Below are 23526 nucleotides of genomic sequence, written 5' to 3'. Positions count from 1 at the left end.
ATAATGATTATCATTATTAATATAGCAGGAAGACGTCATTCCGTCTATATTTTTTATAGAAAACCTTCCTTGATTATCCATGTTATAGTAGTAAAGGAGGAGGAATGAATGTTGATTACGAAAAGAGGGACTTGGTGGGAAGTGCTGCACAGCTGGTGGCTGCTGCTGACTTTTGCGCCGTTTGCGCTGACCGCTTTCTTGGCCTTTTTCTATATCGGCTACCGGGCTAAGAACAAAAAATGGCTGAAATACGGACTTATCTATTTTATTATTTTAGCAATTGCTTTTGTGCTGCCGAGCACGCCGGGCGTGTATATCGTGCTGCCTTTATGGGTCATCTCCATCATCCACGGGCTGAAAGTGCGGGCGGCTTATTTGATACAGCTTGATGTGTTTAAACAAAACGTCGAAGCAAGAGCGTTTGAAGCGGTAAGGCATGAGGCGGAAGCAAAATTCGGCGGAAAACCCGCTCATCGCATTGATCTGACAAAACAGAGATAAAAACAAATGACAAAGCCGGTATCTCGCGCTTTGTCATTTGCATGACCGGCCTATTGCTGGTATGAATGCTGCTGAAACGGTGTGTGATGCTGTGTTTGCGGGAATGAAGAAACATTAGCGTTTGCCATCGGTGCAGGCATGTGTCCGCTTACTTCCTGCTGAAGCTGATTGCACACATTCACGATTTGCTGGCATTTCTGAATGGCCGCTTCATGCCCCTGCAGCGCTTGCTGAATGGTATGAACGGCATGCTGTTCATGGTTAAGCATCTGCTGAAGCATTTGAATGTTTTGCTGTTCCTGCTGGAGCATTTGCTTGTACTGCTGACTGCTTTGCTGTGTCTGCTGAATAAGCTGCTGTGCTGTTTGGCGGCATTGCTGCAGCTGATTTCCGCTGTATTGGTTTTGATACATCATGAAAACCTCCTGGAGTGATTGATTTTACACATTTATCATGTGAAAGAATAGGAGAGGCATTCATGCAAGAAAAGGATTCAAATATTTACCTGTTATGTACAGAGCGGAATACAAGGCTCGGGATGGCCTGTCGAGCTTTGTATTCCGGCCCTTTTTCTCAGAAGCCGCCTTCTGTAGCGTGAAAAGGAATATTGAGTCTGTTTTCGACTGCGCGCAGGCGCTGATTCAAACGGTTTAAGCGGCGGGTATGGATTTCAATGGACTGGCTCAGCCGTCTGATCTGCTCATTCATACGCGTGATTTCCCGGTTTTGGCGCTGGTCTTCTTGTGAGAGGCGGGTGAGCTCTCTCGTTTGCTCGGCGTTTTGTCTTTCAAGCTGGGCGACTCTCCGTTCTAAACCTGTCGGCTGCCGCTCTTCGGACTGAGGGGGCGCATAATAATAGCTTTCCTGCTGCTGATACGGCTCATACTCAACGCGGTTCACTTCGTATTCCTGCTGCTGAGGGAAATAGGCAGGCGGGGTGTAGTACTGATATGGGTTCATTCATCATTCTCCTTATCTAGTGAAGTCTTTATACACTATGTAGTCAATTGCACAGTGCCACGGCATCCGCCTAAGTTACAGGCGTAAAAAAGCTTCAAAGGAAGGTGATCATGTTGCGGAACATACGGATTTTCATCATGACGGTTCTTGTTTTCGGATGCGTCATGATAACAGGCTGCTCGCAAAAGAAAGCAGACGATACCCCTTTTTATTACGGGACATGGGATGCAGGGCTGAAGCCGGGCCCGATGGACGGGGTCAGATCTGAAACCGTCACGTTTACGAAAGACAGCGTGCTGACAAAGCAGGTCATTCAAGGCCGCGGCGAGGTTGCCATGCCCTCAGATGTGTACAAGGTGATCTCACAAAACACGGACGGGACGATCGAGATTGAATACCTCGGCCATCCGCACCCCGTCAAAAGCACGTTGAAAAGAGGAAAAAACGGTACGCTCATTTGGAAGATATACGGAGAAACAAAAACAATGACAAGAATAAAAACCGGCGGGGAGGATGCACATGAGAAATAAGGCTGCCGACAGACTCGTTTTGACGGGTGTCATCGTACATATCATTCAATGGTTTTCACTGTTATGGTTATTTTTTATGCTTTTTGATCAGTTCGGGCGTTTTACCATTTACAATCCCAATGTCGTCAACGGAAGCATGCAGTCTTTTTCATTCTTTGATATGATGCGCGCTCTTCTGTTTTCCGGCACGCTGCGGAATACGCTCCTGCTGTTTCTGTTTGCGGCAATGCTCATTTACTTGTGGGTGAACGCTCTGTTTATCCTGCTGGAAATCGTTTCTTATATCATGATCAGGCGGAACAGCCGTTCATTATGGGCATACTTTCCCGCAGCGATGGGAATAAAGCTTGCCCTTCTGGACATAGCGGCCGTCCCTTTCTTTGCGGCGGGGCTGATGCTCTTGAAGCAGAAAACAGATGACGGCGGCGAACAAGCTGACAAGGGGAAAAGACGGCCCCGCATCCGGAGGCAGGCCCGGTATACGAAGAGAAGGCGGAGAAACTCGTCCGTTTGATTTTTCATTGAAACGAAAAAGCGATATGATGAAAGCATAAGAAGAAAAGGATACAAAGGAGATGCAGGATGTACAAGTTAATCGCAATAGATATGGACGGAACACTACTAAACGATCATCATGAAGTGACGGCTGAAGTCCGCGGGGCGCTTGATGCCGCCAAAGCGGAAGGGGTCAATATCGTCCTGTGCACGGGCCGGCCGATCGGCGGCGTGCGTCGGTATTTGGAAGAGCTGAACTTACAGGAAGAAGGCGACTTTGTGATTGCCTATAACGGCGCACTCGTACAAAATACGTATACAAACGGTGTCGTGGCCGAGCAGTCATTAGGTTATGAGGATTTGAAGTCGCTTTACGAGCTGAGCTTACAGCTGGATACTCCGATGCATTACTTTGACACAGCCAATCTGTACACGCCGAACCGGGATATCAGTGAATACACGGTATACGAATCATACATTACGAAAGTGCCGCTTCATTTCCGCACGATCGATGAAGTGCCGAAGGATATTCTGATTCCGAAAGTCATGTTCATTGACGATCCGGACAAGCTGGAGAAAGCGATCGCTTCCATTCCGGAATCATTCAAGGAAACATACACAATGGTCAAAAGCGCGCCATTCTTCCATGAGATTCTTCACCCGAAAGTCAGTAAAGGAAACGCAGTCAAGCTGCTGGCCGAAAAACTCGGCATTGAACAGAAAGACGTCATGGCAATCGGCGATAACGGCAACGACATGTCCATGATTCAGTGGGCCGGCTGCGGTGTGGCAATGGCCAATGCCATCCCGGAAGTAAGGGAGATAGCTGATTTTGAAACGAAATCAAATAACGAACACGGCGTGGCGCATGCGATTCAGGAGCTTGTGCTGAAAAAATAGGCACCCCATCAGAGGGTGCTTTTTTACCGCGTGTTTTGGTGATATGATAAGCTGAGAGGGGAGGCGCGACATGGATCGTGAAAAACAGCAGCTCAGCATAGAAGCGGCAAAACTATATTATCAATCAGATTACAGCCAGCAGCAGATCGCCGAACGGCTTGATCTGTCACGCCCCACCGTTTCAAGGCTGCTTCAGTACGCAAAGGAAAAAGGGTATGTTCAAATTCGCGTCATGGACCCGTTTGAGGATCTGGACGAACTCGGCGCGAAGCTGGAAGAAAAATACGGGCTGCTTGAGGCGCACGTCGTCTTTTCTCCAAGCGACGATTACCAGGCCATTACACATTACTTAAGCCGCTATGGCGCAGACTATATGCATAAAACCGTAAAGGACGGCGATATACTCGGCGTAAGCTGGGGGACGACGATGTACCAGATCGCAAGCCGCATGGAGCCGAAGCAGGTAAAGAGCGTTGAAGTCGTGCAGCTGAAAGGCGGCATCAGTCATTCCAATGTCAATACGTACTCGTCAGAAACGATTCAGCTGTTCGCCGAAGCATTTCAGACCATGCCGAGGTATTTGCCGCTGCCGGTTATATTTGACAGCGCCGATGTGAAACAGATGGTCGAACGGGACAGACATATTAAGCGGATCATTGAAATGGGCAGACAAGCCAATATCGCCCTGTTTACGGTCGGAACCGTCCGGGATGAGGCGCTGCTTTTCAGACTCGGCTATTTCCGGGAAGAAGAGAAACAATTGCTGAAAGCACGCGGAGTCGGCGATATTTGTTCGCGCTTTTTTGACGAGGAAGGCAGGATTTGCAGCAGCAGCATTAACGGCAGGACGATCGGAGTCGAGCTCAGCGACTTGAAAATGAAAGAGCGTTCGATTCTGGTGGCGGGCGGCAGCAGAAAATGCAAGGCCATTCACGGTGCCCTGAAAGGAAAGTACGCCAACGTTTTGATTACCGATCAGCATACGGCCAAAAAACTCATTCAAGAATTGTGACAATTCATGAACATAATTTCAATTACTAATTTACATATGTTCAAAATTCGGTTATTCTAAACGTATCCTAGGAAAAAGGAAGTGCATACAATGTCAATTGCAAGCCAAATAGACCATACTGCTTTGAAACCGCATACACAAAAAGCGGATATTTTACAACTGATAAAAGAAGCAAAAGAATATAAATTCGCTTCCGTTTGTGTAAACCCGACTTGGGTCAAACTCGCAGCGGAGGAACTGAAAGGCACTGGAGTTGACGTTTGCACCGTTATCGGATTTCCTCTCGGCGCAACGACATCGGAAACAAAAGCATTTGAAACGAAGGATGCCATCTCAAAAGGGGCAACTGAGGTTGACATGGTCATCAATATCGGCGCATTAAAAGACGGCGATGATGAAGCGGTTGAAGCTGATATCCGTGCGGTAGTTGAAGCAGCTGATAAAAAAGCGCTCGTCAAAGTGATCATCGAAACATGCCTTTTGACAGATGAAGAAAAAGAGCGCGCGTGCCGCTTGGCGGTATCCGCAGGCGCAGATTTCGTCAAAACGTCTACCGGTTTTTCTACAGGCGGGGCAACGGCTGAAGATATCGCTCTTATGAGAAAAACAGTCGGACCGGACATCGGGGTCAAAGCATCAGGCGGCATCAGAACAAAAGCTGATGTTGACAGCATGATCGCTGCGGGCGCGAGCCGGATCGGCGCAAGTGCGGGCGTCTCTATCGTGAGCGGCGGAGACAGCGGCAGCAGCGACTATTAATCAGCAGTGCGGAAGCCGAAAGCTTCCGCCATCCTCTTTCTTTGTTGATGCATAAAAAATTGTAAGCGAATACAAATAAAAGGAGAACACATATGAAGTATCTCATCGGAATTATCGGAATCATTGTGTTTTTAGGTCTTGCCTGGCTTGCCAGCAACGGCAAAAAAAGAATCAGAATCCGGCCGATCGCCGTCATGCTCGTGCTGCAGCTGATTCTCGGTTATATTCTCCTCAACACCGGTATCGGGAATTTTCTTGTCGGCGGTTTTGCAAAAGGATTTAACTACTTGCTGGAATATGCATCAGAAGGGATTAACTTTGTATTCGGCGGGCTTGTGAATGCGAAACAGACGACGTTCTTCATGAGCGTGCTTCTGCCGATCGTCTTTATATCCGCTTTAATCGGAATTCTGCAGCATTGGAAGGTCCTCCCCTTCATCACGAAGTATATCGGTCTTGCGTTAAGCAAGGTGAACGGAATGGGGAAAATCGAATCTTACAACGCTGTCGCATCCGCGATTTTAGGGCAATCAGAAGTCTTTATCAGTTTGAAAAAACAGCTCGGTTATCTTACTGAACAGCGCTTATATACGCTTTGTGCGTCCGCAATGTCGACGGTCTCAATGTCGATCGTCGGTTCTTACATGATGATGCTGAAGCCTGAATACGTCGTGACGGCGCTTGTGCTGAACTTATTCGGCGGATTTATCATCGCTTCTATCATCAACCCGTACACTGTCAGCAAAGAAGAGGATTTGATCGTCGTTCCTGAAGAAGAAAAGCAATCCTTTTTTGAAGTGCTCGGTGAGTATATAATGGATGGATTCAGAGTCGCCGTCGTTGTAGCGGCGATGCTGATCGGATTTGTCGCACTCATTGCTCTGGTCAACGGCGTTTTTAATGCGGTCTTCGGCATTACATTCCAGGCGCTGCTCGGATATGTATTCGCGCCGTTTGCGTTTTTAACCGGTATTCCGTGGAATGAAGCGGTGAGCGCCGGAAGCATTATGGCGACGAAAATGGTATCGAATGAATTTGTGGCGATGCAGACACTCTCATCCGGCGATTTCCATTTCAGTGCGCATACACAGGCAGTGGTATCTGTATTCCTTGTCTCATTCGCGAATTTCTCCTCTATCGGAATCATTACCGGTGCGGTGAAAGGGCTGCATGAAAAACAAGGAAACGTCGTCGCGCGGTTCGGGCTGAAGCTGCTGTACGGCGCAACGCTCGTCAGCTTCCTGACAGCGGCGATCGTCGGATTGATTCACTGAACATAAATGAAGGACAGGTGATAGATCATGAGAATGGTAGATCTTATTGTAAAAAAACAAAATGGAAAAGAACTGACAACAGAAGAAATTCAATTTTTCGTAAAAGGATACACGGACGGAAGCATCCCTGATTATCAGGCAAGCGCGCTGGCTATGGCGATTTACTTTCAGGATATGACGGATCAGGAGCGCGCCGATCTGACAATGGCGATGGTGAATTCAGGGGAAACGATTGATCTCTCCGCCATTGAAGGCATTAAGGTCGACAAGCACTCTACGGGCGGGGTCGGCGACACGACAACTCTCGTACTCGCACCGCTCGTCGCGGCGCTCGGCGTTCCCGTTGCTAAAATGTCCGGCCGCGGTCTCGGCCATACGGGGGGAACCATTGATAAGCTGGAAGCGATCGAAGGCTTCCACGTGGAATTATCAAAAGATGAATTCATCAAGCTTGTGAACCGCGACAAGGTAGCCGTCATAGGACAAAGCGGCAACTTGACGCCTGCCGATAAAAAGCTTTATGCGCTGCGTGATGTAACGGGTACGGTGAACTCCATCCCGCTGATCGCAAGCTCAATTATGAGTAAAAAAATCGCCGCCGGAGCAGATGCCATCGTGCTTGACGTCAAAACGGGAGCCGGCGCGTTTATGAAAACGGATGAAGACGCCGTGAACCTCGCCAAAGCAATGGTCCGCATCGGAAACAACGTCGGCCGCCAGACGATGGCCGTGATTTCTGACATGTCGCAGCCGCTCGGTTTTGCGATCGGGAATGCTCTGGAAGTACAAGAAGCCATTGATACATTAAGAGGGGAAGGGCCTGAAGACTTAAACGAACTCGTCCTCACGCTCGGCAGCCAAATGGTCGTATTGGCGAAAAAAGCTGAGACATTGAAAGAAGCGAGAACAAAGCTTCAGGAAGTCATGAAAAACGGCAAAGCGCTTGAAAAGTTCAAAGAGTTCCTGAGCAATCAGGGAGGAGACGCTTCTGTCGTTGACGATCCGTCCAAACTTCCGCAGGCGGCGTACAAAATTGACGTTCCGGCGAAAGAAGCGGGTGTCGTTTCAGAAATCGTCGCTGACGAAATCGGCGTCGCAGCGATGCTGTTGGGCGCGGGACGTGCGACAAAAGAGGACGAAATCGATCTTGCCGTCGGCATTATGCTCCGCAAAAAAGTCGGTGACAACGTCGAAAAAGGCGAACCGCTCGTCACCCTTTACGCCAACCGCGAAAACGTTGAAGACGTGACCGCCAAAGTCTATGACAACATCCGCATCTCAGAAAAAGCGGAAGCGCCGAAACTGATTCATACGCTGATTACCGAATAAGAGAAGAAAGGCACATACCTCATCAGTATGTGCCTTTTTTTATGGCATGGTTTTATCCAAATGAATGTCACGGACGGATTGTTTCGGCTGTTTCTTTCTCAAAAAACGAATGAGATAGCACAGGATCATACAAGGAATTCCGCAGAAGAGGGCGATTCTTTGATTAGGATCAAATGCAAGGCCTACGCATGAAGCGAAACATAAGATCACAGCGGCGATCGGAACGAGAGGGTATAACGGTGTGCGGAAGGTCAGATCCGAGACGCGTCCGCCGTTTTTCACATAATGTTTTCGAAATAACAGCTGAGACAGGGCGATGCTCATCCACACCACGACGCCGGCAAATCCGGCTATTGCCACGAGCACCACGTAGACCGTGCCCGGGGCGGCGATGCTTGAGATCAAGGATATGCAGGAAACGGCCATGCTGGCGAGCAGAGCATTCAGCGGAATGCCTTTTGGTGTGACTTTTTTGAACCGGGCGCTGATCATGTTTTCATTCGCAAGAGACCACAGCATCCGGGTGGAAGCATACAGTCCGGAGTTGGCGACCGAAAGCAAAGCCGTTAAAATCACGAAGTTCATGATATCTGCGGCGTATGGGATACCGATTTGGGAAAAGACCGCGACAAACGGGCTTTCAATCACACCAGCTTCCTTCCAGGAGATCAGTCCGGACAGCACAAAAATGGCGCCGATAAAAAAGATGACCGTTCTCCAGGCGACATTTCGGATCGAACGCGGAATATCTTTTGCCGGATTGGCGGTTTCACCCGCTGTAATTCCGATCAGCTCCGTCCCTGAAAAGGCAAAGCTTACGGAAATCATTGCAATGAAAACCGCAAGAAAGCCGTTCGGAAACAGTCCGCCGTGCGAGGTGAAATTCGACAGCATCGGAGCTTCACCCGAACCGTGCAATGAAATCAAACCGAACATCGCGGCGCCGCCTAAGATGATAAATAAAAGGATGGTAACGATTTTGACGCTGGAAAACCAAAACTCTGTTTCTGCAAACAATTTAACGGAGAATGCATTGGCGGCAAAAAGGAGAGCCGCGAAAATCGCGCTCCACATCCAGACGCTGCTGTGGGGAAACCAGCGCTGCATAAGGATACCGGAAGCTGTAAACTCCGATCCTACCGTCACCACCCAATTCACCCAATACATGATACCGACCATAAAGCCCGTGGACGGCCCGATAAACGTTGTCGCATACGTTTGAAATGAACCGGTCACAGGCATGGCTACTGACAATTCTCCGAGACACTGCATGACAAGATACATCATCAAGCCGCCGATCAGGTAAGCGGCGATCGTCCCGCCCGGCCCGGCCTGGCTCAATGTATACCCTGTGCTCAAAAACAGCCCCGTGCCGATGACCCCTCCCAATGAGATCATAAATAAGTGCCTGCTTTTCATCGTGCGCTTTAGTTGATTGCCGCCTTGATCAACATCCATCGTGATCTCCCCCTTTTTGCGTGGCGTGAGAATCTTCCGGCAGCCGAGAGCACGCGTGCCGGATTTGACTTTAACGTGACAATTTAAATCCCTTTAATGCATGTAAAATGACGTGTGCGGCTGCCCGGCTTGTCATATCGCGAAAATCAAGTGTCGGATCAACCTCAACGATCTCAATACCCGAGATGTCAGCCTCCTGGGCTAAAAACCTGACCGCCTGAAGCAGTTCCTCGGTATACAGACCTCCGGGGCCGATCGCGGGGCAGCCGGGCGCATGAGCTTGATCCAGCACATCCATATCAACCGAAATAAAAATGGCGTCAGCTCTTTTTTGAACGGCCGGCAAGACCTCTTGTATCGTTCGGAGGAGCCCTTTCTCACGGATCATCTCCATTGTATGCACGTCTGCCTGACGTTCTTTTACATATTGTTCATATGCCAAGCTGTTGCTGAACTCCCTGATTCCAAGCTGAATCAGATTTTGTCCGCTTATGATATTTTCATCTAACAGCCGGCGGAATGGCGTGCCGTTTGTCGGTCCTCCGTCTTCTGTGTTGCGGACGTCGTGGTGGGCGTCGAATTGAAAGACGGCCGTTGTTCCTTTCGTTTCCGCAATGGCTTTAATGGTGGAATAACTGATGGAGTTGTCGCCGCCGAGAATGACGGGCACCCAGTCAGGCTGGTCCGTCAGAATGTCATGAATGGTCCGATAAATGTGTTCGTGAGATGTGACGACATCCGTGACGTGAATCTGAATATCACCGATATCGTAAAGATGGTCAATGACATGCTCCCGCAGCTCCGCGGAATAAGCGGAAATCCCGCCGAGCGCCCGGCGGATCGCACCGGGTGCAAAGCAGGCGCCGGAATGGCTGATTGACGACTTAGAAAGCGGAACGCCGATCAAAGCCGGCCCCTTGATCGTTTGTCCCGCCCACGCTTCCGTCACATCGCCGATCCTTGTCACATGGCGGTCGTTGAAGAGGGAGCCGGCTTTTTGCAGAAACGGATACTTATCCAAGAGCGGCTCCCTCCCTTGAGACAACCGTCTTTCCATTCTTGATGACACGGCGGACATGATTGACGCCGTAATGATACGGGATATACATGTAATTCGGCGCTTCCCAAATGACAATGTCAGCCGCCCGTCCGGCTTTAATTTGTCCGGCCTCTTCGCCTTTTCCGATCGCATACGCGGCATTAACGGTGACAGCGTGCCAGATTTCTTCCGCGGTCATTTTTAAATGAAGCGCGGCAATCGACATAATGAGCTGGAGATTTTCCGTCGGTGAGCTGCCCGGGTTGAAGTCAGTCGCCAAACTGACCCGTACGCCCGCATCAATCATCTCCCGGGCTCTCGCATAAGTGTGTTTGCCGAGATAGAAAGTCGTGCCCGGCAGCAGGACGGCGATCGTTCCGGACGCCGCTAGCTTTTCGATGCCTTCGTCAGACGCCCCCACCAAATGATCGGCAGAAACAGCATGCAGCTCTGCCGCCAATTCCGCGCCGCCGAGCGGGTCAATCTCATCAGCATGGATTTTCAGGCCGAAACCAGCTTCAGACGCCTTTTTCAGGTAGTCCCGTGACTGGCTGACGGTAAAGACGCCTGTTTCTGTGAATATATCGGCAAATTGCGCGAGGCCTTTTTCTTTTATTTCAGGCAAAAGCTGCAGCATGCGATTCAGAAATTCGTCAGGGCTGTTCCGGTACTCAGGCGGAATGGCGTGTGCCCCCATAAAGGTCGTGACAAGGTCGACCGGCTGGCGTTCGCCCAGTTTCTTCGCCGCGGTCAGCTGTTTCAGCTCCGTGTCTTTGTCGAGTCCGTACCCGCTTTTTACTTCTGCCGTCGTGATGCCGTATGACAGCATGCGTCCGAGGTGAAAAAGCCCTTTTTCAATCAGTTCTTCTTCGGAAGCGGCTTTCGTGTCTTTGACCGTTGACAAAATGCCGCCGCCTTGCGCCAGAATATCCAAATAGGACATGCCCTGAATTTTTAAATTCAGTTCTTTTTCCCGGGACCCTCCGAATACAAGATGGGTATGGGGATCGACGAGGCCGGGGGTGACGAGCCGTCCCCCGCAGTCGATGATGTCACTTGCCTCGTATCCATCCTCCGCTCCTTGATGTCCGGCAAAAACAATGCGCCCGTCGGAAATGCCGATGACGGCATCTTCCGTGACATGAAGATCCTGCATGCTTCCGCCTGATCGGGGGCCGCCGGATTCCATCGTCAGCAGCTGGCCGATGTTGGTGAGTATGGTATCTATTTGTTTCGGCATGTTACCGCTCCTTTTTCATCGGTATCATAATGTCTTGTTCCTCGGCGACTTGAGCCGCTTTTTCATAACCTGCGTCCGCATGGCGGATAATGCCCATTCCCGGATCGCTTGTCAGAACGCGGGAAAGCCGCTGTTCCGCAAGGATGCTGCCGTCAGCGACCGCGACCATTCCCGCGTGAAGGGAATACCCCATGCCGACGCCCCCGCCGTGGTGAAAAGAAACCCAGCTTGCGCCTGAGGCCGTGTTGATCAGCGCGTTCAGCACCGCCCAATCGCCGACCGCGTCGCTTCCGTCTTTCATCGCTTCTGTTTCCCGATTCGGAGAGGCGACAGATCCGCAGTCTAAATGGTCTCTGCCGATGACGATCGGGGCTTTCAGCTCGCCGTTTCTGACCAATTCATTGATGGCGAGCCCCATCTTTTCCCGTTCACCGTAGCCGAGCCAGCAAATACGGGACGGCAGGCCTTGGAATGTGACTTTTTTCTGCGCCATGTCAATCCAGCGGTGAAGGGCTTGATTTTCTGGAAACAGCTCTTTTAATAAAGCGTCCGTGCGGTATATATCTTCAGGGTCTCCCGACAGCGCGGCCCAGCGGAACGGCCCTTTTCCTTCACAAAATAAAGGACGGATGTAGGCGGGAACGAATCCCGGAAAATCAAAAGCATCGGCGAGACCCTCATCTTTGGCAGCCTGGCGGATATTGTTGCCGTAATCAAAGACGACGGCACCTTTTTTCTTGAAGGCGAGCATGGCTTCCACGTGCTTTTTCATACTCTGCTTGGAAAGCCTTACGTATAATTCAGGCTGATCCCGGCGCAGGCGGTCGGCCTCTTCAAGTGAGTATCCTGCCGGAATATAGCCGATCAGCGGGTCGTGAGCGGAAGTCTGATCGGTCACGATGTCAATATGGACCCCGCGGTTCAAAAGCTCATGATGCACCTCAGCCGCATTGCCGAGAAGGCCGATCGATAAAGGCTCTCCGGCTTGTCTGGCTGCTTCGGCCCAGCGCAGCGCTTCGTCAATTGATGCTGTTTTACGGTCGCAATAGTTTGTTTCAATGCGTTTATCAATCCGTGTTTCATCCGCTTCAACGGCGATGACGACGCCATCATTCATTGTGACGGACAGCGGCTGGGCGCCTCCCATTCCGCCAAGTCCGGCCGTCAGCGTAAGGGTTCCTTTCAGACTGCCGCCGAAATGCTGTCTCGCAAGCTCCGCAAAGGTTTCATAGGTGCCCTGCAGAATACCTTGTGAGCCGATATAAATCCAGCTGCCGGCCGTCATCTGCCCGTACATCATCAGTCCTTTTTTCTCAAGGTCATGGAAATGCTCCCAATCCGCCCATTTCGGCACGAGAACCGAATTAGCCAGCAGGACGCGGGGCGCGCGGCTGTGCGTGCGGAACAATCCGACAGGTTTTCCGGATTGGATCAGCAGTGTTTCATCATCTTTTAACATTTTGAGGGAACGCTCAATCGCGTGAAAAGCATCCCAGTTTCGTGCGGCCTTGCCTATGCCGCCGTATACGATCAGATCCTCCGGCTTTTCGGCAACCTCCGGGTCAAGGTTGTTTCGGAGCATGCGGAGCACGGCTTCCTGCTCCCATCCTAAGCATTCAAGTTCGGTGCCGCGGCCGGCGCGGATTGATTTCTTTACATCAGTCATCTTGTAAGTCCCCCTTCATTGGTCATCAGTTTTTGGTGATGCTCATTCGGCAGAAAAGACTCCTTCTTCAGCCAGTCACTCAGATGCTCGATGTCATAAGAAAACACGCGGTCTTCTTGTATGGACGGCACGATGTTTCTCATTTCGTGATAGAGCTGTTTTGTGTACGAAGCGCAATGTTCCGCACCCCGGTACTCCACGGCCTGCAACGCGCAAATAGCTTCAACGGCAAGCACCCGTCTCGTATTCGCGATGATCTGGTAGGCGTGCCTTGAGGCGATGGTTCCCATGCTGACGTGATCCTCCTGGTTTGCCGATGAAGGAATGGAATCGACACTGGCGGGATGGGCCAGGGTTTTATTTTCTGACACGAGGGAGGCCGCCGCATATTGCATGATCATCGCTCCGGATTGTAAGCCGGGCTGCGGGCTCAGAAAGGGCGGCAGGTCATTCAGCTGCGGATTCACAAGCCGTTCGATCCGGCGTTCAGAAATATTCGCAAGCTCGGCCGCCGCCACTTTGAGAAAATCCATGGCAAAGGCGATCGGCTGTCCGTGAAAGTTTCCGCCTGAGATGATTTTGGCGCCGTCTTCGAAAATGAGCGGGTTATCTGTCGCGGCATTCATCTCAATTTCTAATTTTTCTTTTACATACGCTAATGTCTGCCATGATGCGCCGTGGACTTGAGGAATACAGCGGATCGAATAGGCGTCCTGGACACGCAGCTCCCCTTGGACGGTCGTCAGCTTGCTGTCTGACAAGTAATAGCGGATTCGCTCTGCGACATCCATCTGTTCCTGATAACCGCGGGCGGCATGAATGTCCTCGTCAAACGCATCGATAATACCCTGAAGGCCTTCGATCGTTAAGCTCGCGATCCGTTCCGACTGATAGGCCAGCTTTTCGGCTTCGAGGTAAGCGATCAGCCCCATCGCGGTCATGGCCTGCGTTCCGTTGATCAGCGCGAGTCCTTCCTTAGAGGTCAGGACGGCCGGCTGAAGGTTTGTCTGTTTTAAAGCATGAGCTGTCGGCATCCGGGCCCCTTCGTAAAAGACTTCGCCTTGACCGATAAGCGCCAGTGCGAGATGAGAAAGCGGCGCCAAATCCCCGCTCGCCCCCAGTGACCCTTGCTGCGGGATGACCGGGTGAATGCGATGATTGAGATACGCGAGCAGTTGATCAATCAGCTCAGTCCGCACGCCGGAAAAGCCTTTCAGCAGGGCATTGGCGCGCAAAAGCAGCATGGCCCGCGATACAGATTCCGGAAACGGATCACCGACGCCGCACGCGTGAGAAAGAATCAGATTCAGCTGCAGATCCGCGGCGTCTTCTTTTTGAATCAGCACATCGCTGAACTTGCCGAATCCCGTCGTAATCCCGTAAATGGTCTTCTCCTCTTGAACGATCCGTTCAACCGCCGCCCTGCTTTTTTTCACACGTTCCATGCTTTCGGCAGATGCTTGAACCTCTTCAAAATCAAACAGCACACGCTGGGCATCTGCGGTTGTCAGTGAGGAACCGTCTAACGTCACCATCATTTCAACCCCTTTTCCTTTACTTTGGTAAAGCGCCCATACAAAAAGGAGCTATGCCATGAAAATGATATTTCACGCATAGCCCCCTATCATCTGAAATCTATGGGCTGATTCATATGTGATTAATTCCGACTCCGAATGTTTCGTGCTCAAGCCCCTTAATCGGAGCTCCGATCGTGCCGTAAAGTGAAACGGCGATCCAATCGCCTTCCGCCTCGCTTTCATACGGATTTCCCCGCAAGACGGCAAACTTCAGGCCCACGGTACGAAGCAGCGAGCCAAGCAGCATTTCGCCCCTCGTCACTCCGTGCAAAGCTTCCATTGTAGCGTGATACAGCGCATGTGATTCGCGATAACCCTCAGATTGAATGACGCCGCTCTTTTTGGAAGCGGTTTCAATTGCAGCTACCACCTTATGCGCATCCATTGAACCCACCCTGCCGAGACAGACTTTCCAGCCGTCCCGTTCCAGCCGTCTGATCTGCTGGTTTTCTTCAGTCTCATGAAGCAGAAGAAGGACGGATAAGCGCCCGATGCGGCGGTCTTTGTGTAAGGTCATATATGCTTCACTCAATTCTTAAATATTCTGATAACTAGTAACTGTTTTTTATATTAAGTGTTTGCGAATCAGAAGTCAAAACTTTTTTTCCAGTCTTTCACAAATCAGATTGTTATCGAAGTAAAGCGGTACATCGCGAAGCCGGCGCTGTTGATCACATATTTCCGCCATCCGCATCATAAAATGGAGCGTTGTCTTGAAAGCGTTTTAAGAAAAGAAGAGAGCGAGGAGATTTCAGAAAATGAAAACCAGTTTCTTTCGTGTGTGCCTGGTCTCAGCAGCGGTCATCGGATTCACTCTGCCGCAGGCAAAAGCCCAGCATCCGGTTTTTTCAGAGGTCAGCGTGCATGATCCGTCCGTCATCAAAACAGGCGATACATATTATGTATTCGGCTCACATTTGGCTTCCGCCAAGTCGAAAAACCTGATGCAGTGGCAGCAGATGTCTTCAAGCGTCAATCCCAATAATCCCCTGATCCCGAACGTCTACACCGAATTAAAAGAGACATTCGACTGGGCCCAGTCTGATACGCTGTGGGCGCCGGACGTCGCCCAGCTGTCTGACGGGAAATATTACATGTACTATAACGCCTGTAAAGGAGACTCGCCGCGATCCGCTCTCGGTGTCGCCGTGAGTGACAAAATCGAAGGACCCTACAAGAACAAAGGCATCTTTTTGAAATCAGGCATGGAAGGAAAAAGCGAAGACGGCACGACGTATAATGCAAACGTTCACCCGAACGTCGTAGATCCGCAAACGTTTTTTGACCATAAAGGCAAGCTCTGGATGGTGTACGGCTCTTACTCCGGCGGAATTTTCATACTGGAAATGAATCCGAAAACCGGTTTCCCGCTCCCGAACCAAGGCTACGGAAAAAAACTTCTCGGCGGAAATCACAGCAGAATCGAAGGCCCGTACATCAGCTACAATCCGGAAACGAAATATTACTATCTGTATCTGTCATTCGGCGGACTTGACGCAGCCGGCGGTTATCATATGCGTGTGGCGCGCTCTAAAAATCCGGACGGTCCGTACTATGACGCCGCAGGCCATAACATGCTTGATGCCAAAGGAAAAGACGGCAGTTTCTTCGACGACAAAGCAATTGAACCGTACGGGGTCAAACTCATGGGCGGCTACAGCTTCGCCTCACAATCTGAAAAAGGCACGGGCTACGTATCGCCGGGACACAACTCCGTGTTTTACGACGGGAAAACGAAACGATCATACCTCATTTTCCACACCCGTTTCCCGAACAGAGGCGAAGAGCACGAAGTCAGAGTACATCGGCTGTACATGAACAAAGACGGATGGCCCGTTGCAGCGCCATACCGCTACGCGGGAGAACCGGATACACAGATATCGGCATCCGCCGCATCCGGAGCCTACAAACTCATCCAGCACGGAAAAGACATTACAGCTACGATCAAAACCCCAAAAAATATCCGGCTTAACAACGACGGCACCATTTCCGGGGAAATGACCGGAACCTGGACAATAACGGACAGCAACAAAGCCCGAATCAACCTGAACGGCACAAATTATGACGGCGTCTTCCTGAAAGAATGGGACTCAGCGAGAGAGAAAGAAGTTGTGACGTTTAGTGTGCTGAGTGGTGATGGGGAGGCTGTTTGGGGAGTGGAGTGAACCAAAAAAACGCCCCTTCTACTTTAAAGAGAGTATATATTCATTTAATATGATCGTATAAACAATGTTCTGATTTATGAACACTTAACTGTTTCTTTTTATTTGAATAATTGAATGAATAAAGGAGCACCACTATAAGTTCTTAGTAAGTAATTAAACAATAATGAGTCAATGTATATGTAAAAACTGGAGAACCTTTAACCAATGAGTTACAATATACATATTCTAATAAAAGAAAGAGGTCAAAATGGGGATTCAGACGAGAAATGGAAAAGCTCTTGAATATGCATTTCTACAATCTTTGAGTAATAGCCTTTGTACTGAACAAATTCAAATTCTTGATTCTGATCAATTAACAACAGCGAGAGATGCCTATTTAGCATTTGATTCAGAAAAAATTGATGACATGAATAAAGCATCCATGGCTGGTGTAATGGAGATTTTAAAGCTAGAACCTGGTCTATTAAATGGAGAGGGACTTCTCTCGTTAGCAATTCAGCAAGATTCTAAAGGGCAAACTGGAGATGTTCGAGATGTTTTAGCAATGCGTGGTTTTGAAAAATGGGAAATTGGATTATCCTGCAAAAAAGATCACAAGGCTGTCAAACACTCGCGGCTATCTGCAAGTATTGATGTAGGAGAATCATGGTTTGGATTTAAATCAACGGATGAGTATTTTAAAAATATTATTCCGTTATTCAAAGAATTAGATGAACTGAAGCAGAAAGGGTTATTTTGGAGGGAACTTGAGAATAAGTCCGAAAATTTTTATAAGCCAGTATTAGAGGCATTAAATAACGAACTCAAGGTGCTAGACGGAATGTATCCAGGTGAAATTCCTAAAAGATTATTAAGTTATTTACTTGGGAGACATGATTTTTATAAGGCCATAGTAGACACTAAAAATAAAACCACTGAGATACAAGCATTTAACCTTTATGGAACGCTAAATAAAATCATACATGGAAATAGACCAAAATTAAGGGTTCCTCAGTTAAAGTTACCAAAGAGATTTTACGATATACATTTTAAAGAAGGATCCAATACTACGCTAATAATTGTATGTGATGAAGGCTGGACCATTTCTGCTAGAATACATAATGCAAGTTCTAAGGTGGAAAGCTCTTTAAAGTTAGATGTTCAAATAGCAGGCTTGCCACCTACACTTTACCGACAAGTAGTGTCTTGGAATTAAATCGTTTAGATTAAAAAGGAGGAGATTATCTGACCTCCTTTTTCGTTTGGAATTTTTGTCTTTTACCACTATTGATGGCTTTGTTAATTTAAAATCCGTTTTTTCCATAACATTATAACGATTTCTCCTCTTAATCTAGTGCTTATTTTATTCTTCAAAGTTTCCCCTTGTTTTGCGAGAGATGACAGAAAAATGGTATGGTAGGCTGCTCTTTTCTACAATAAATAACCTTAAAAAATGTTTAATATCATCTCATCCTGTTTCCTTCATTTTCAATGTGTGCTAATTCCTTTCCTATTATATAATTTAAATTATTACATTTTAAACAAACGGGAACACTTGTTTGCTTTAACTAGATGTGTTATATTTGATTTTATATTAATTAGTATTTTAAATTGCAGTTTTTGTTCTATATTTGTTTTAATTTACTATTCGTATTCTCTTCTGGCCTTTTTCTTTATTAAGTGTTAAAATGATCTTAGCATGGAGGTGTAATTATGAAGACTGAAGATAGAGGGCGTGCAAAGTACCGCCCAATGAAAGACTATGATGCCAATGAGGTTAAAGCGCTACTTTTAGATAAAATAAGTATTGAACAAGAAGCTGCTCAAAGACTTGACAATTTTAATGAAAAACCAGAACCTTTATTGTACGATAACGAAAAACTCAACTTGACAAGTTTATTCTCTGGCTGTGGAGGTTTAGACCTCGGGTTTGAATTAGCTGGTCTGGATGCTATAAAAGGAATTAAAACAACCAATGAACTTAAAAAAGATAAAGATTTATTTTTAAAGCATAGAGAAGAAAGCATTTTTCATACTGTCTATTCAATAGACATGTTTAAAGAAGCTAACCAAACATATAAGTTGAATTTTCCACAGCATGTTTTTCAATCTGAAAAGGACATCAGAAAAATTAAATTTTTCCCGAAGAGTGATATTGTATTAGGTGGTTTTCCGTGCCCAGGTTTTAGTGAAGCAGGACCACGTTTAATAGATGATGAGAGAAACTTTTTATATATACATTTTATTCGTTGTTTAATACAATCTAAGCCATTTTTTTTCGTGGCGGAAAATGTTAAAGGGATGCTTACTTTAGGTAAAGGTGAAGTCATTAAGCAAATAATTCAAGATTTTGAATCAGCTGGATATAAGGTTAAATTTAAACTAACAAATGCTAGAGATTATGGAGTGCCTCAATATAGAGAGCGTGTATTTATAGTCGGAGTTCGTGAAGATTTAAACTTTGATTATGAATTTCCAAGTGAGACTCATGGTGAGGGTAGATTACCTTACGTAACTCTTAAGGACGCTATTGGCGATTTAGAAGAAGATCCGGGAGATTGGTATGAAGGTAGCTTCTCTTCTATATATATGTCACGTAATCGTAAAAAAACTTGGAATGATCAAAGCTTTACTATTCAAGCATCTGGGAGACAGGCACCGTTACACCCGGGAGGTAGCCCTATGGTTAAACTAGGAACAGATCAATGGGGGTTTGCTGATGGAATAGAGCTTAATCGAAGGCTGTCTGTTAAAGAAATTGCAAGAATACAGACATTTCCCGACTGGTTTAAATTTTCAGATGGAGATATTTCTAAAGAAATAAGCAAAAATGGACGCTTAAATAAAGTGTATAAACAAATAGGCAATGCAGTACCTGTAGAACTTGCTAGAGCAATTGCTAGACCTATAGCAGAGTGGAGTCATAGAAACAAAAAAGAGTTAACTTCAAAAAGAGAGGAGATTCAACAATTAGAATTGTTTGATAGGTAAAGGGGTCCTTTTGGGATCTCTTTTTTATGTTTAACAATTAATTTGGAGGATATAAAAAAATATACGCAATGAGAAGGAGTGTTGAAGATGCGCAGGGAGACAATAGAGCAGAGAAGGAAAACAATGCAATCAATAAAATCCGAATCAAAGCTAGAACAGAGAATAACTTCTGAACTTTGGAGAAGGGGATTGAGGTTTAGAAGAAATGTTAAGTCATTATTCGGAAAACCTGATATTGCAATAAAAAAGTATAAAATAGTAATATTTATTGATTCATGCTTTTGGCATAATTGCCCCAAACACGGTCATATTCCTAAAAGTAATATACAGTATTGGAACGAAAAACTTCTTAGAAATAAAAGAAGGGATAAAAAAGTAACAAATTATTATTTAGATAATGGTTGGAATATAATGAGAGTTTGGGAGCATGAGTTTAAAACAGATTACAATAAAGTAATAGATGAAATTGAAAGTTTCATTGTTGAGCATAAAAAATGAAGAAGTCACACTAATAAATCATGCGCATAAACATAAAAAGTAAATTCTTCACAAGTGGAATTACTTCTACTTATTTCCTTTTCTAATTGTAAATTAGAATTATAAGATTGAGCATTGTTATATTTAGATATAAATCTAACGCCCGGTATTTCATTATGTGGAGAAGGAAAATGATACATTTTTCTGTATCTAACAATGCCATCCTGAAAGGATCCGAATTTTTTTTCTTGGCTATTGCGATGTGTAAAAGACAGGTTTCTATCATTGTTGAAAAAGTCACCATCTACTAATGTAAAATCTTCTAGGTAGCCAAATTGCCTGTCCTTTATGTAACGAGCTATTACATAATAACATTCTCTTTCTTCATTATTATGTAAATAACCCCCACAAGGGATAGTAGAGTTAAATTGAATTAAACCTTTAGTTTTTGTAGACTTCAACTCAAAGCCCACATTTTGAACAATAAAATCTGGATGGGAGTTCGATCCTAAAGTAAGAGGGTTTAGATCTTTCAGACCATCTAAAAACCAATTGCTTAAAAGTTCAGAGCTCTTCTCTAAACGTATGTTAGGATTTCTGTGTTTATACAATTTTTTGCAACAACGATCAAATACTTCTATAGCTATTTTCAAATCATCTTCTTTAGTCTTCATAATTGATTGTCCCACCTATCTTTTTTATAGAATATCATAACCTACTTTAATTTTATAAATCAATTTATTTAAAAAATTAAAGTAGAGGATTTGATAGGTCTTTTTATCCGAATAACCTATCATGAAACATGGTAACAGTCTAAATAGGCCCGATTTTACTTAGAAGGTGATGCCTCATGCTGGCAGTAATGAGCGCGTTACATTCGGCAAGAACTGACTATGCTATGGAACAAGAGCTTAGATTATGAGCTGTAACGAGCAAATATGGAATAACAAATTAGAAATGTTTTTTAAATGTATATTAGTGGTTGCCCTTTATAAAAACTCAAAAGAAGTGCCTTTTGAGTTTTCACCTAAACTATTTAAAGAACAATATGTAAAAGGATCTCACTTTTAAAAATGTAAGCGTTGACACCCAATAAATCCAGTGCTAAAGTATACATATCAACCCAATATCATTCACCCAGGATTGTTACTGCAAACCGCAGGCAAAACCTAAATTGCGTCAGACAGGGGGAGACCCCCGTGTTCTGTGCAGTTTGGGTTTTTTTTATACCCTTTTTTCGGAGGTGATGCTGATTTCATAACAAAAAAAAGCCGGAGAAAGGCGGGCACCTTTCGTCCGGCGGTTCCCCCATTTTTAAGGAGGTATACTCATGGACTATCATAAAATATCAAAAGAGATTTTACAACTTGTCGGCGGGGAGGAGAATGTTCAGAGTGTCATTCATTGCATGACGCGGCTTCGTTTTAATCTGTATGACAATGCGAAAGCAGATCGGAGCGGGCTGGAGCAAACGGAAGGCGTGATGGGGACAAATATCAGCGGCGGGCAATTTCAGATCATTGTCGGCAATCATGTGCCGAAGGTGTATCAGGCTTTGATGGAGAGCAGCGGGCTCAGTCATGAAAGCGCAAACAAAACTTCGAAGCAGAAGAAAAATGTGCTGAGTGCCGTATTTGACGTGATTTCCGGTGTGTTTACACCGATTTTGCCGGCCATTGCCGGAGCCGGCATGATAAAAGGGCTTGTCGCGCTAGCGGTGACATTCGGCTGGTTGTCGGAGAAGAGCCAGACTCACAGCATTCTCACGGCTGTCGGTGACGGTGCGTTTTATTTTCTGCCGCTTTTGCTTGCGGTAAGCGCGGCGAGAAAATTCGGATGTAATCCTTACGTGGCGGCCGCTGTGGCGGGTGCGATTCTGCATCCGGATTTAACGGCCCTGCTTGGAGCAGGGAAAAGCATCTCCTTTATCGGTCTTCCTGTAACCGCTGCCACGTATTCATCGACAGTTATCCCGATTTTGCTGGCGATATGGCTGATGTCCTATGTAGAGAAAGGAATTGACCGAATCACTCCTTCATCTTTGAAATTGATTGCCGTTCCGATGCTTACGCTCGTGATCGTCGTGCCTGTCACCCTGATCACAGTCGGCCCGCTCGGCGCGATTCTCGGGAATTATCTGTCTGTCGGCGTCAATGATTTGTTCAATCATGCGGGCATTGCCGCGATGATTCTGCTTGCCGGCACATTTTCTCTTATCATTATGACCGGCATGCATTATGCGCTTGTGCCGATCATGATCAATAACATCGCCCAAAACGGACATGATTACATTCTGCCTGCGATGTTTTTGGCGAATATGGGGCAGGCCGGCGCGTCATTTGCGGTTTTCTTAAAATCAAAAAACAAAACCTTCAAATCGCTGGCATTTACGACGGGCATTACGGCATTGATGGGCATTACCGAACCCGCGATGTACGGCGTCAACATGAGATTGAAAAAACCGTTCGCGGCTGCTTTAATCGGCGGCGCGGCAGGCGGAGCTTTTTACGGTATAACGGGCGTCGCTTCTTACATTGTGGGCGGAAACGCCGGTCTGCCGAGCATTCCGGTCTTTATCGGGCCGACGTTTCTTTACGCGCTGATCGGGCTTTTTATCTCGTTTGCGGCGGGTATGGCGGCGGCACTTCTGATCGGGTTTGAGGATGTACAGTCTGAACGGGACAAAGCATCTGAAACGCCGGGTGTGACGGCAGGCGGAGAAATCATTCACAGCCCGATTAAAGGCGAAGTGAAAGCATTAAGCGAAGTGAACGACAGCGTCTTTTCCGGTGGAATGATGGGAAAAGGTTTTGCGATTCTGCCTGAAGAGGGCGCAGCGGTTTCTCCCGTAGAAGGGAGGGTGACAGCCGTATTTAAAACAAAGCACGCCATCGGCATTACGAGCACCCGGGGAGCCGAGGTTCTCATTCATATCGGGCTTGATACCGTCCGGCTGGATGGCAGGCATTTTGAGATGCACGTCAAAGAAGGCGATACTGTCGCGCCGGGAGATCTGCTGATTACTTTTGATATCGACGAGATAAAGGCTGCCGGTTTTGACGTGATCACGCCGGTCATCATTACGAATACGGATCAATATTCATTTACAGACGTGAAAAAAAGCGGAATGGTCAAACCGAACAAAGCGCTTCTGGCGTTATCCTGAAAAAGAGG

22 protein-coding genes are annotated in these 23526 nt (G+C 47.1%); 13 read left to right on the top strand and 9 right to left on the bottom strand.

Going from position 1 to position 23526, the window contains the following annotated elements; genetic code table 11:
* The first annotated feature begins 108 nt into the window (after window positions 1–108).
* Complete coding sequence (locus tag AC3WTF_RS13285; RefSeq protein WP_007407824.1) at window positions 109–501, top strand: hypothetical protein; 393 nt, start codon at window positions 109–111, stop codon at window positions 499–501.
* A gap of 50 nt (window positions 502–551) precedes the next feature.
* Here the strand turns inward: AC3WTF_RS13285 and AC3WTF_RS13280 are convergent, their stop codons facing one another.
* Together AC3WTF_RS13280 and AC3WTF_RS13275 are read right to left on the bottom strand one after the other, a co-directional pair.
* Complete coding sequence (locus tag AC3WTF_RS13280; protein WP_007407823.1) at window positions 552–914, bottom strand: hypothetical protein; 363 nt, start codon at window positions 912–914, stop codon at window positions 552–554.
* 160 nt (window positions 915–1074) lie between these two features.
* The gene (locus tag AC3WTF_RS13275; RefSeq protein WP_007407822.1) at window positions 1075–1461 is read right to left on the bottom strand and encodes a hypothetical protein; all 387 of its coding nucleotides are present in this window, start codon (window positions 1459–1461) and stop codon (window positions 1075–1077) included.
* A gap of 110 nt (window positions 1462–1571) precedes the next feature.
* On the opposite strand from AC3WTF_RS13275, the gene AC3WTF_RS13270 reads away from it, so the two are divergent.
* The 7 genes from AC3WTF_RS13270 to AC3WTF_RS13240 all read left to right on the top strand — a co-directional run bounded on the left by AC3WTF_RS13270 (window position 1572) and on the right by AC3WTF_RS13240 (window position 7760).
* A complete protein-coding gene (locus AC3WTF_RS13270; RefSeq protein ID WP_007407821.1) occupies window positions 1572–1991 on the top strand; it encodes a lipocalin family protein in 420 nt (139 codons plus the stop codon).
* A complete protein-coding gene (locus AC3WTF_RS13265) occupies window positions 1981–2505 on the top strand; it encodes a hypothetical protein (protein WP_015240896.1) in 525 nt (174 codons plus the stop codon). The genes AC3WTF_RS13270 and AC3WTF_RS13265 overlap by 11 nt, the downstream gene beginning before the upstream one ends.
* Window positions 2506–2573: 68 nt before the next feature.
* Window positions 2574–3386, top strand: a complete 813-nt coding sequence (gene yidA, locus AC3WTF_RS13260) for a sugar-phosphatase (protein WP_015240895.1) — start codon at window positions 2574–2576, stop codon at window positions 3384–3386.
* Window positions 3387–3456: 70 nt separating this feature from the next.
* A complete protein-coding gene (deoR, locus tag AC3WTF_RS13255; protein ID WP_007407818.1) occupies window positions 3457–4398 on the top strand; it encodes a DNA-binding transcriptional repressor DeoR in 942 nt (313 codons plus the stop codon).
* Between the two features lie 90 nt (window positions 4399–4488).
* Window positions 4489–5157, top strand: a complete 669-nt coding sequence (deoC, locus tag AC3WTF_RS13250) for a deoxyribose-phosphate aldolase (protein WP_004393277.1) — start codon at window positions 4489–4491, stop codon at window positions 5155–5157.
* Between the two features lie 92 nt (window positions 5158–5249).
* Window positions 5250–6431 (top strand): NupC/NupG family nucleoside CNT transporter, encoded by a 1182-nt coding sequence (locus AC3WTF_RS13245; protein WP_004393280.1) that lies wholly within the window; start codon window positions 5250–5252, stop codon window positions 6429–6431.
* 27 nt (window positions 6432–6458) lie between these two features.
* Complete coding sequence (locus AC3WTF_RS13240) at window positions 6459–7760, top strand: pyrimidine-nucleoside phosphorylase (protein ID WP_020958064.1); 1302 nt, start codon at window positions 6459–6461, stop codon at window positions 7758–7760.
* Window positions 7761–7799: 39 nt separating this feature from the next.
* Here the strand turns inward: AC3WTF_RS13240 and AC3WTF_RS13235 are convergent, their stop codons facing one another.
* The 6 genes from AC3WTF_RS13235 to hutP form a co-directional block, all read right to left on the bottom strand.
* Window positions 7800–9218 carry an amino acid permease gene (locus tag AC3WTF_RS13235; protein ID WP_007407815.1) on the bottom strand — a complete coding sequence of 473 codons (1419 nt, stop codon included), beginning with the start codon at window positions 9216–9218 and terminating at the stop codon, window positions 7800–7802.
* A gap of 70 nt (window positions 9219–9288) precedes the next feature.
* The gene (gene hutG / locus AC3WTF_RS13230; protein ID WP_017418560.1) at window positions 9289–10239 is read right to left on the bottom strand and encodes a formimidoylglutamase; all 951 of its coding nucleotides are present in this window, start codon (window positions 10237–10239) and stop codon (window positions 9289–9291) included.
* The gene (gene hutI, locus AC3WTF_RS13225; RefSeq protein WP_042635630.1) at window positions 10232–11497 is read right to left on the bottom strand and encodes an imidazolonepropionase; all 1266 of its coding nucleotides are present in this window, start codon (window positions 11495–11497) and stop codon (window positions 10232–10234) included. Before hutI ends, hutG begins: the two co-directional genes overlap by 8 nt.
* Before the next feature lies 1 nt (window position 11498).
* Complete coding sequence (hutU, locus tag AC3WTF_RS13220; protein ID WP_012118819.1) at window positions 11499–13163, bottom strand: urocanate hydratase; 1665 nt, start codon at window positions 13161–13163, stop codon at window positions 11499–11501.
* Window positions 13160–14698: a histidine ammonia-lyase gene (gene hutH / locus AC3WTF_RS13215; protein ID WP_492314276.1), complete on the bottom strand. Its 1539-nt coding sequence runs from the start codon at window positions 14696–14698 to the stop codon at window positions 13160–13162. The genes hutU and hutH overlap by 4 nt, the downstream gene beginning before the upstream one ends.
* Window positions 14699–14810: 112 nt before the next feature.
* Window positions 14811–15257, bottom strand: a complete 447-nt coding sequence (hutP, locus tag AC3WTF_RS13210; RefSeq protein ID WP_007407810.1) for a histidine utilization transcription antiterminator HutP — start codon at window positions 15255–15257, stop codon at window positions 14811–14813.
* A gap of 241 nt (window positions 15258–15498) precedes the next feature.
* Here hutP and abnB point away from each other — a divergent pair, with 241 nt between their 5' ends.
* From abnB to AC3WTF_RS13190, 4 genes are all read left to right on the top strand, one after another.
* Complete coding sequence (gene abnB, locus AC3WTF_RS13205) at window positions 15499–16905, top strand: arabinan endo-1,5-alpha-L-arabinosidase AbnB (RefSeq protein WP_492314275.1); 1407 nt, start codon at window positions 15499–15501, stop codon at window positions 16903–16905.
* Window positions 16906–17152: 247 nt separating this feature from the next.
* A complete protein-coding gene (locus AC3WTF_RS13200) occupies window positions 17153–18100 on the top strand; it encodes a HaeIII family restriction endonuclease (RefSeq protein ID WP_065180342.1) in 948 nt (315 codons plus the stop codon).
* Between the two features lie 497 nt (window positions 18101–18597).
* Window positions 18598–19875 carry a DNA cytosine methyltransferase gene (locus tag AC3WTF_RS13195; protein ID WP_065180341.1) on the top strand — a complete coding sequence of 426 codons (1278 nt, stop codon included), beginning with the start codon at window positions 18598–18600 and terminating at the stop codon, window positions 19873–19875.
* Window positions 19876–19962: 87 nt separating this feature from the next.
* Window positions 19963–20373, top strand: coding sequence for a very short patch repair endonuclease (locus tag AC3WTF_RS13190; protein WP_065180340.1), 411 nt, complete (start codon window positions 19963–19965; stop codon window positions 20371–20373).
* Window positions 20374–20378: 5 nt separating this feature from the next.
* Here the strand turns inward: AC3WTF_RS13190 and AC3WTF_RS13185 are convergent, their stop codons facing one another.
* Window positions 20379–21026 carry a hypothetical protein gene (locus tag AC3WTF_RS13185; protein WP_065180339.1) on the bottom strand — a complete coding sequence of 216 codons (648 nt, stop codon included), beginning with the start codon at window positions 21024–21026 and terminating at the stop codon, window positions 20379–20381.
* 656 nt (window positions 21027–21682) lie between these two features.
* On the opposite strand from AC3WTF_RS13185, the gene AC3WTF_RS13180 reads away from it, so the two are divergent.
* Window positions 21683–23518 (top strand): beta-glucoside-specific PTS transporter subunit IIABC, encoded by a 1836-nt coding sequence (locus AC3WTF_RS13180; RefSeq protein WP_221663899.1) that lies wholly within the window; start codon window positions 21683–21685, stop codon window positions 23516–23518.
* Window positions 23519–23526 lie beyond the last annotated feature (8 nt).

The organism is Bacillus sp. EB106-06-01-XG163 (assembly GCF_058791615.1).
Note: the sequence above shows the minus strand (reverse complement) of the source record. Positions and strands in the feature narration are given on the sequence as shown.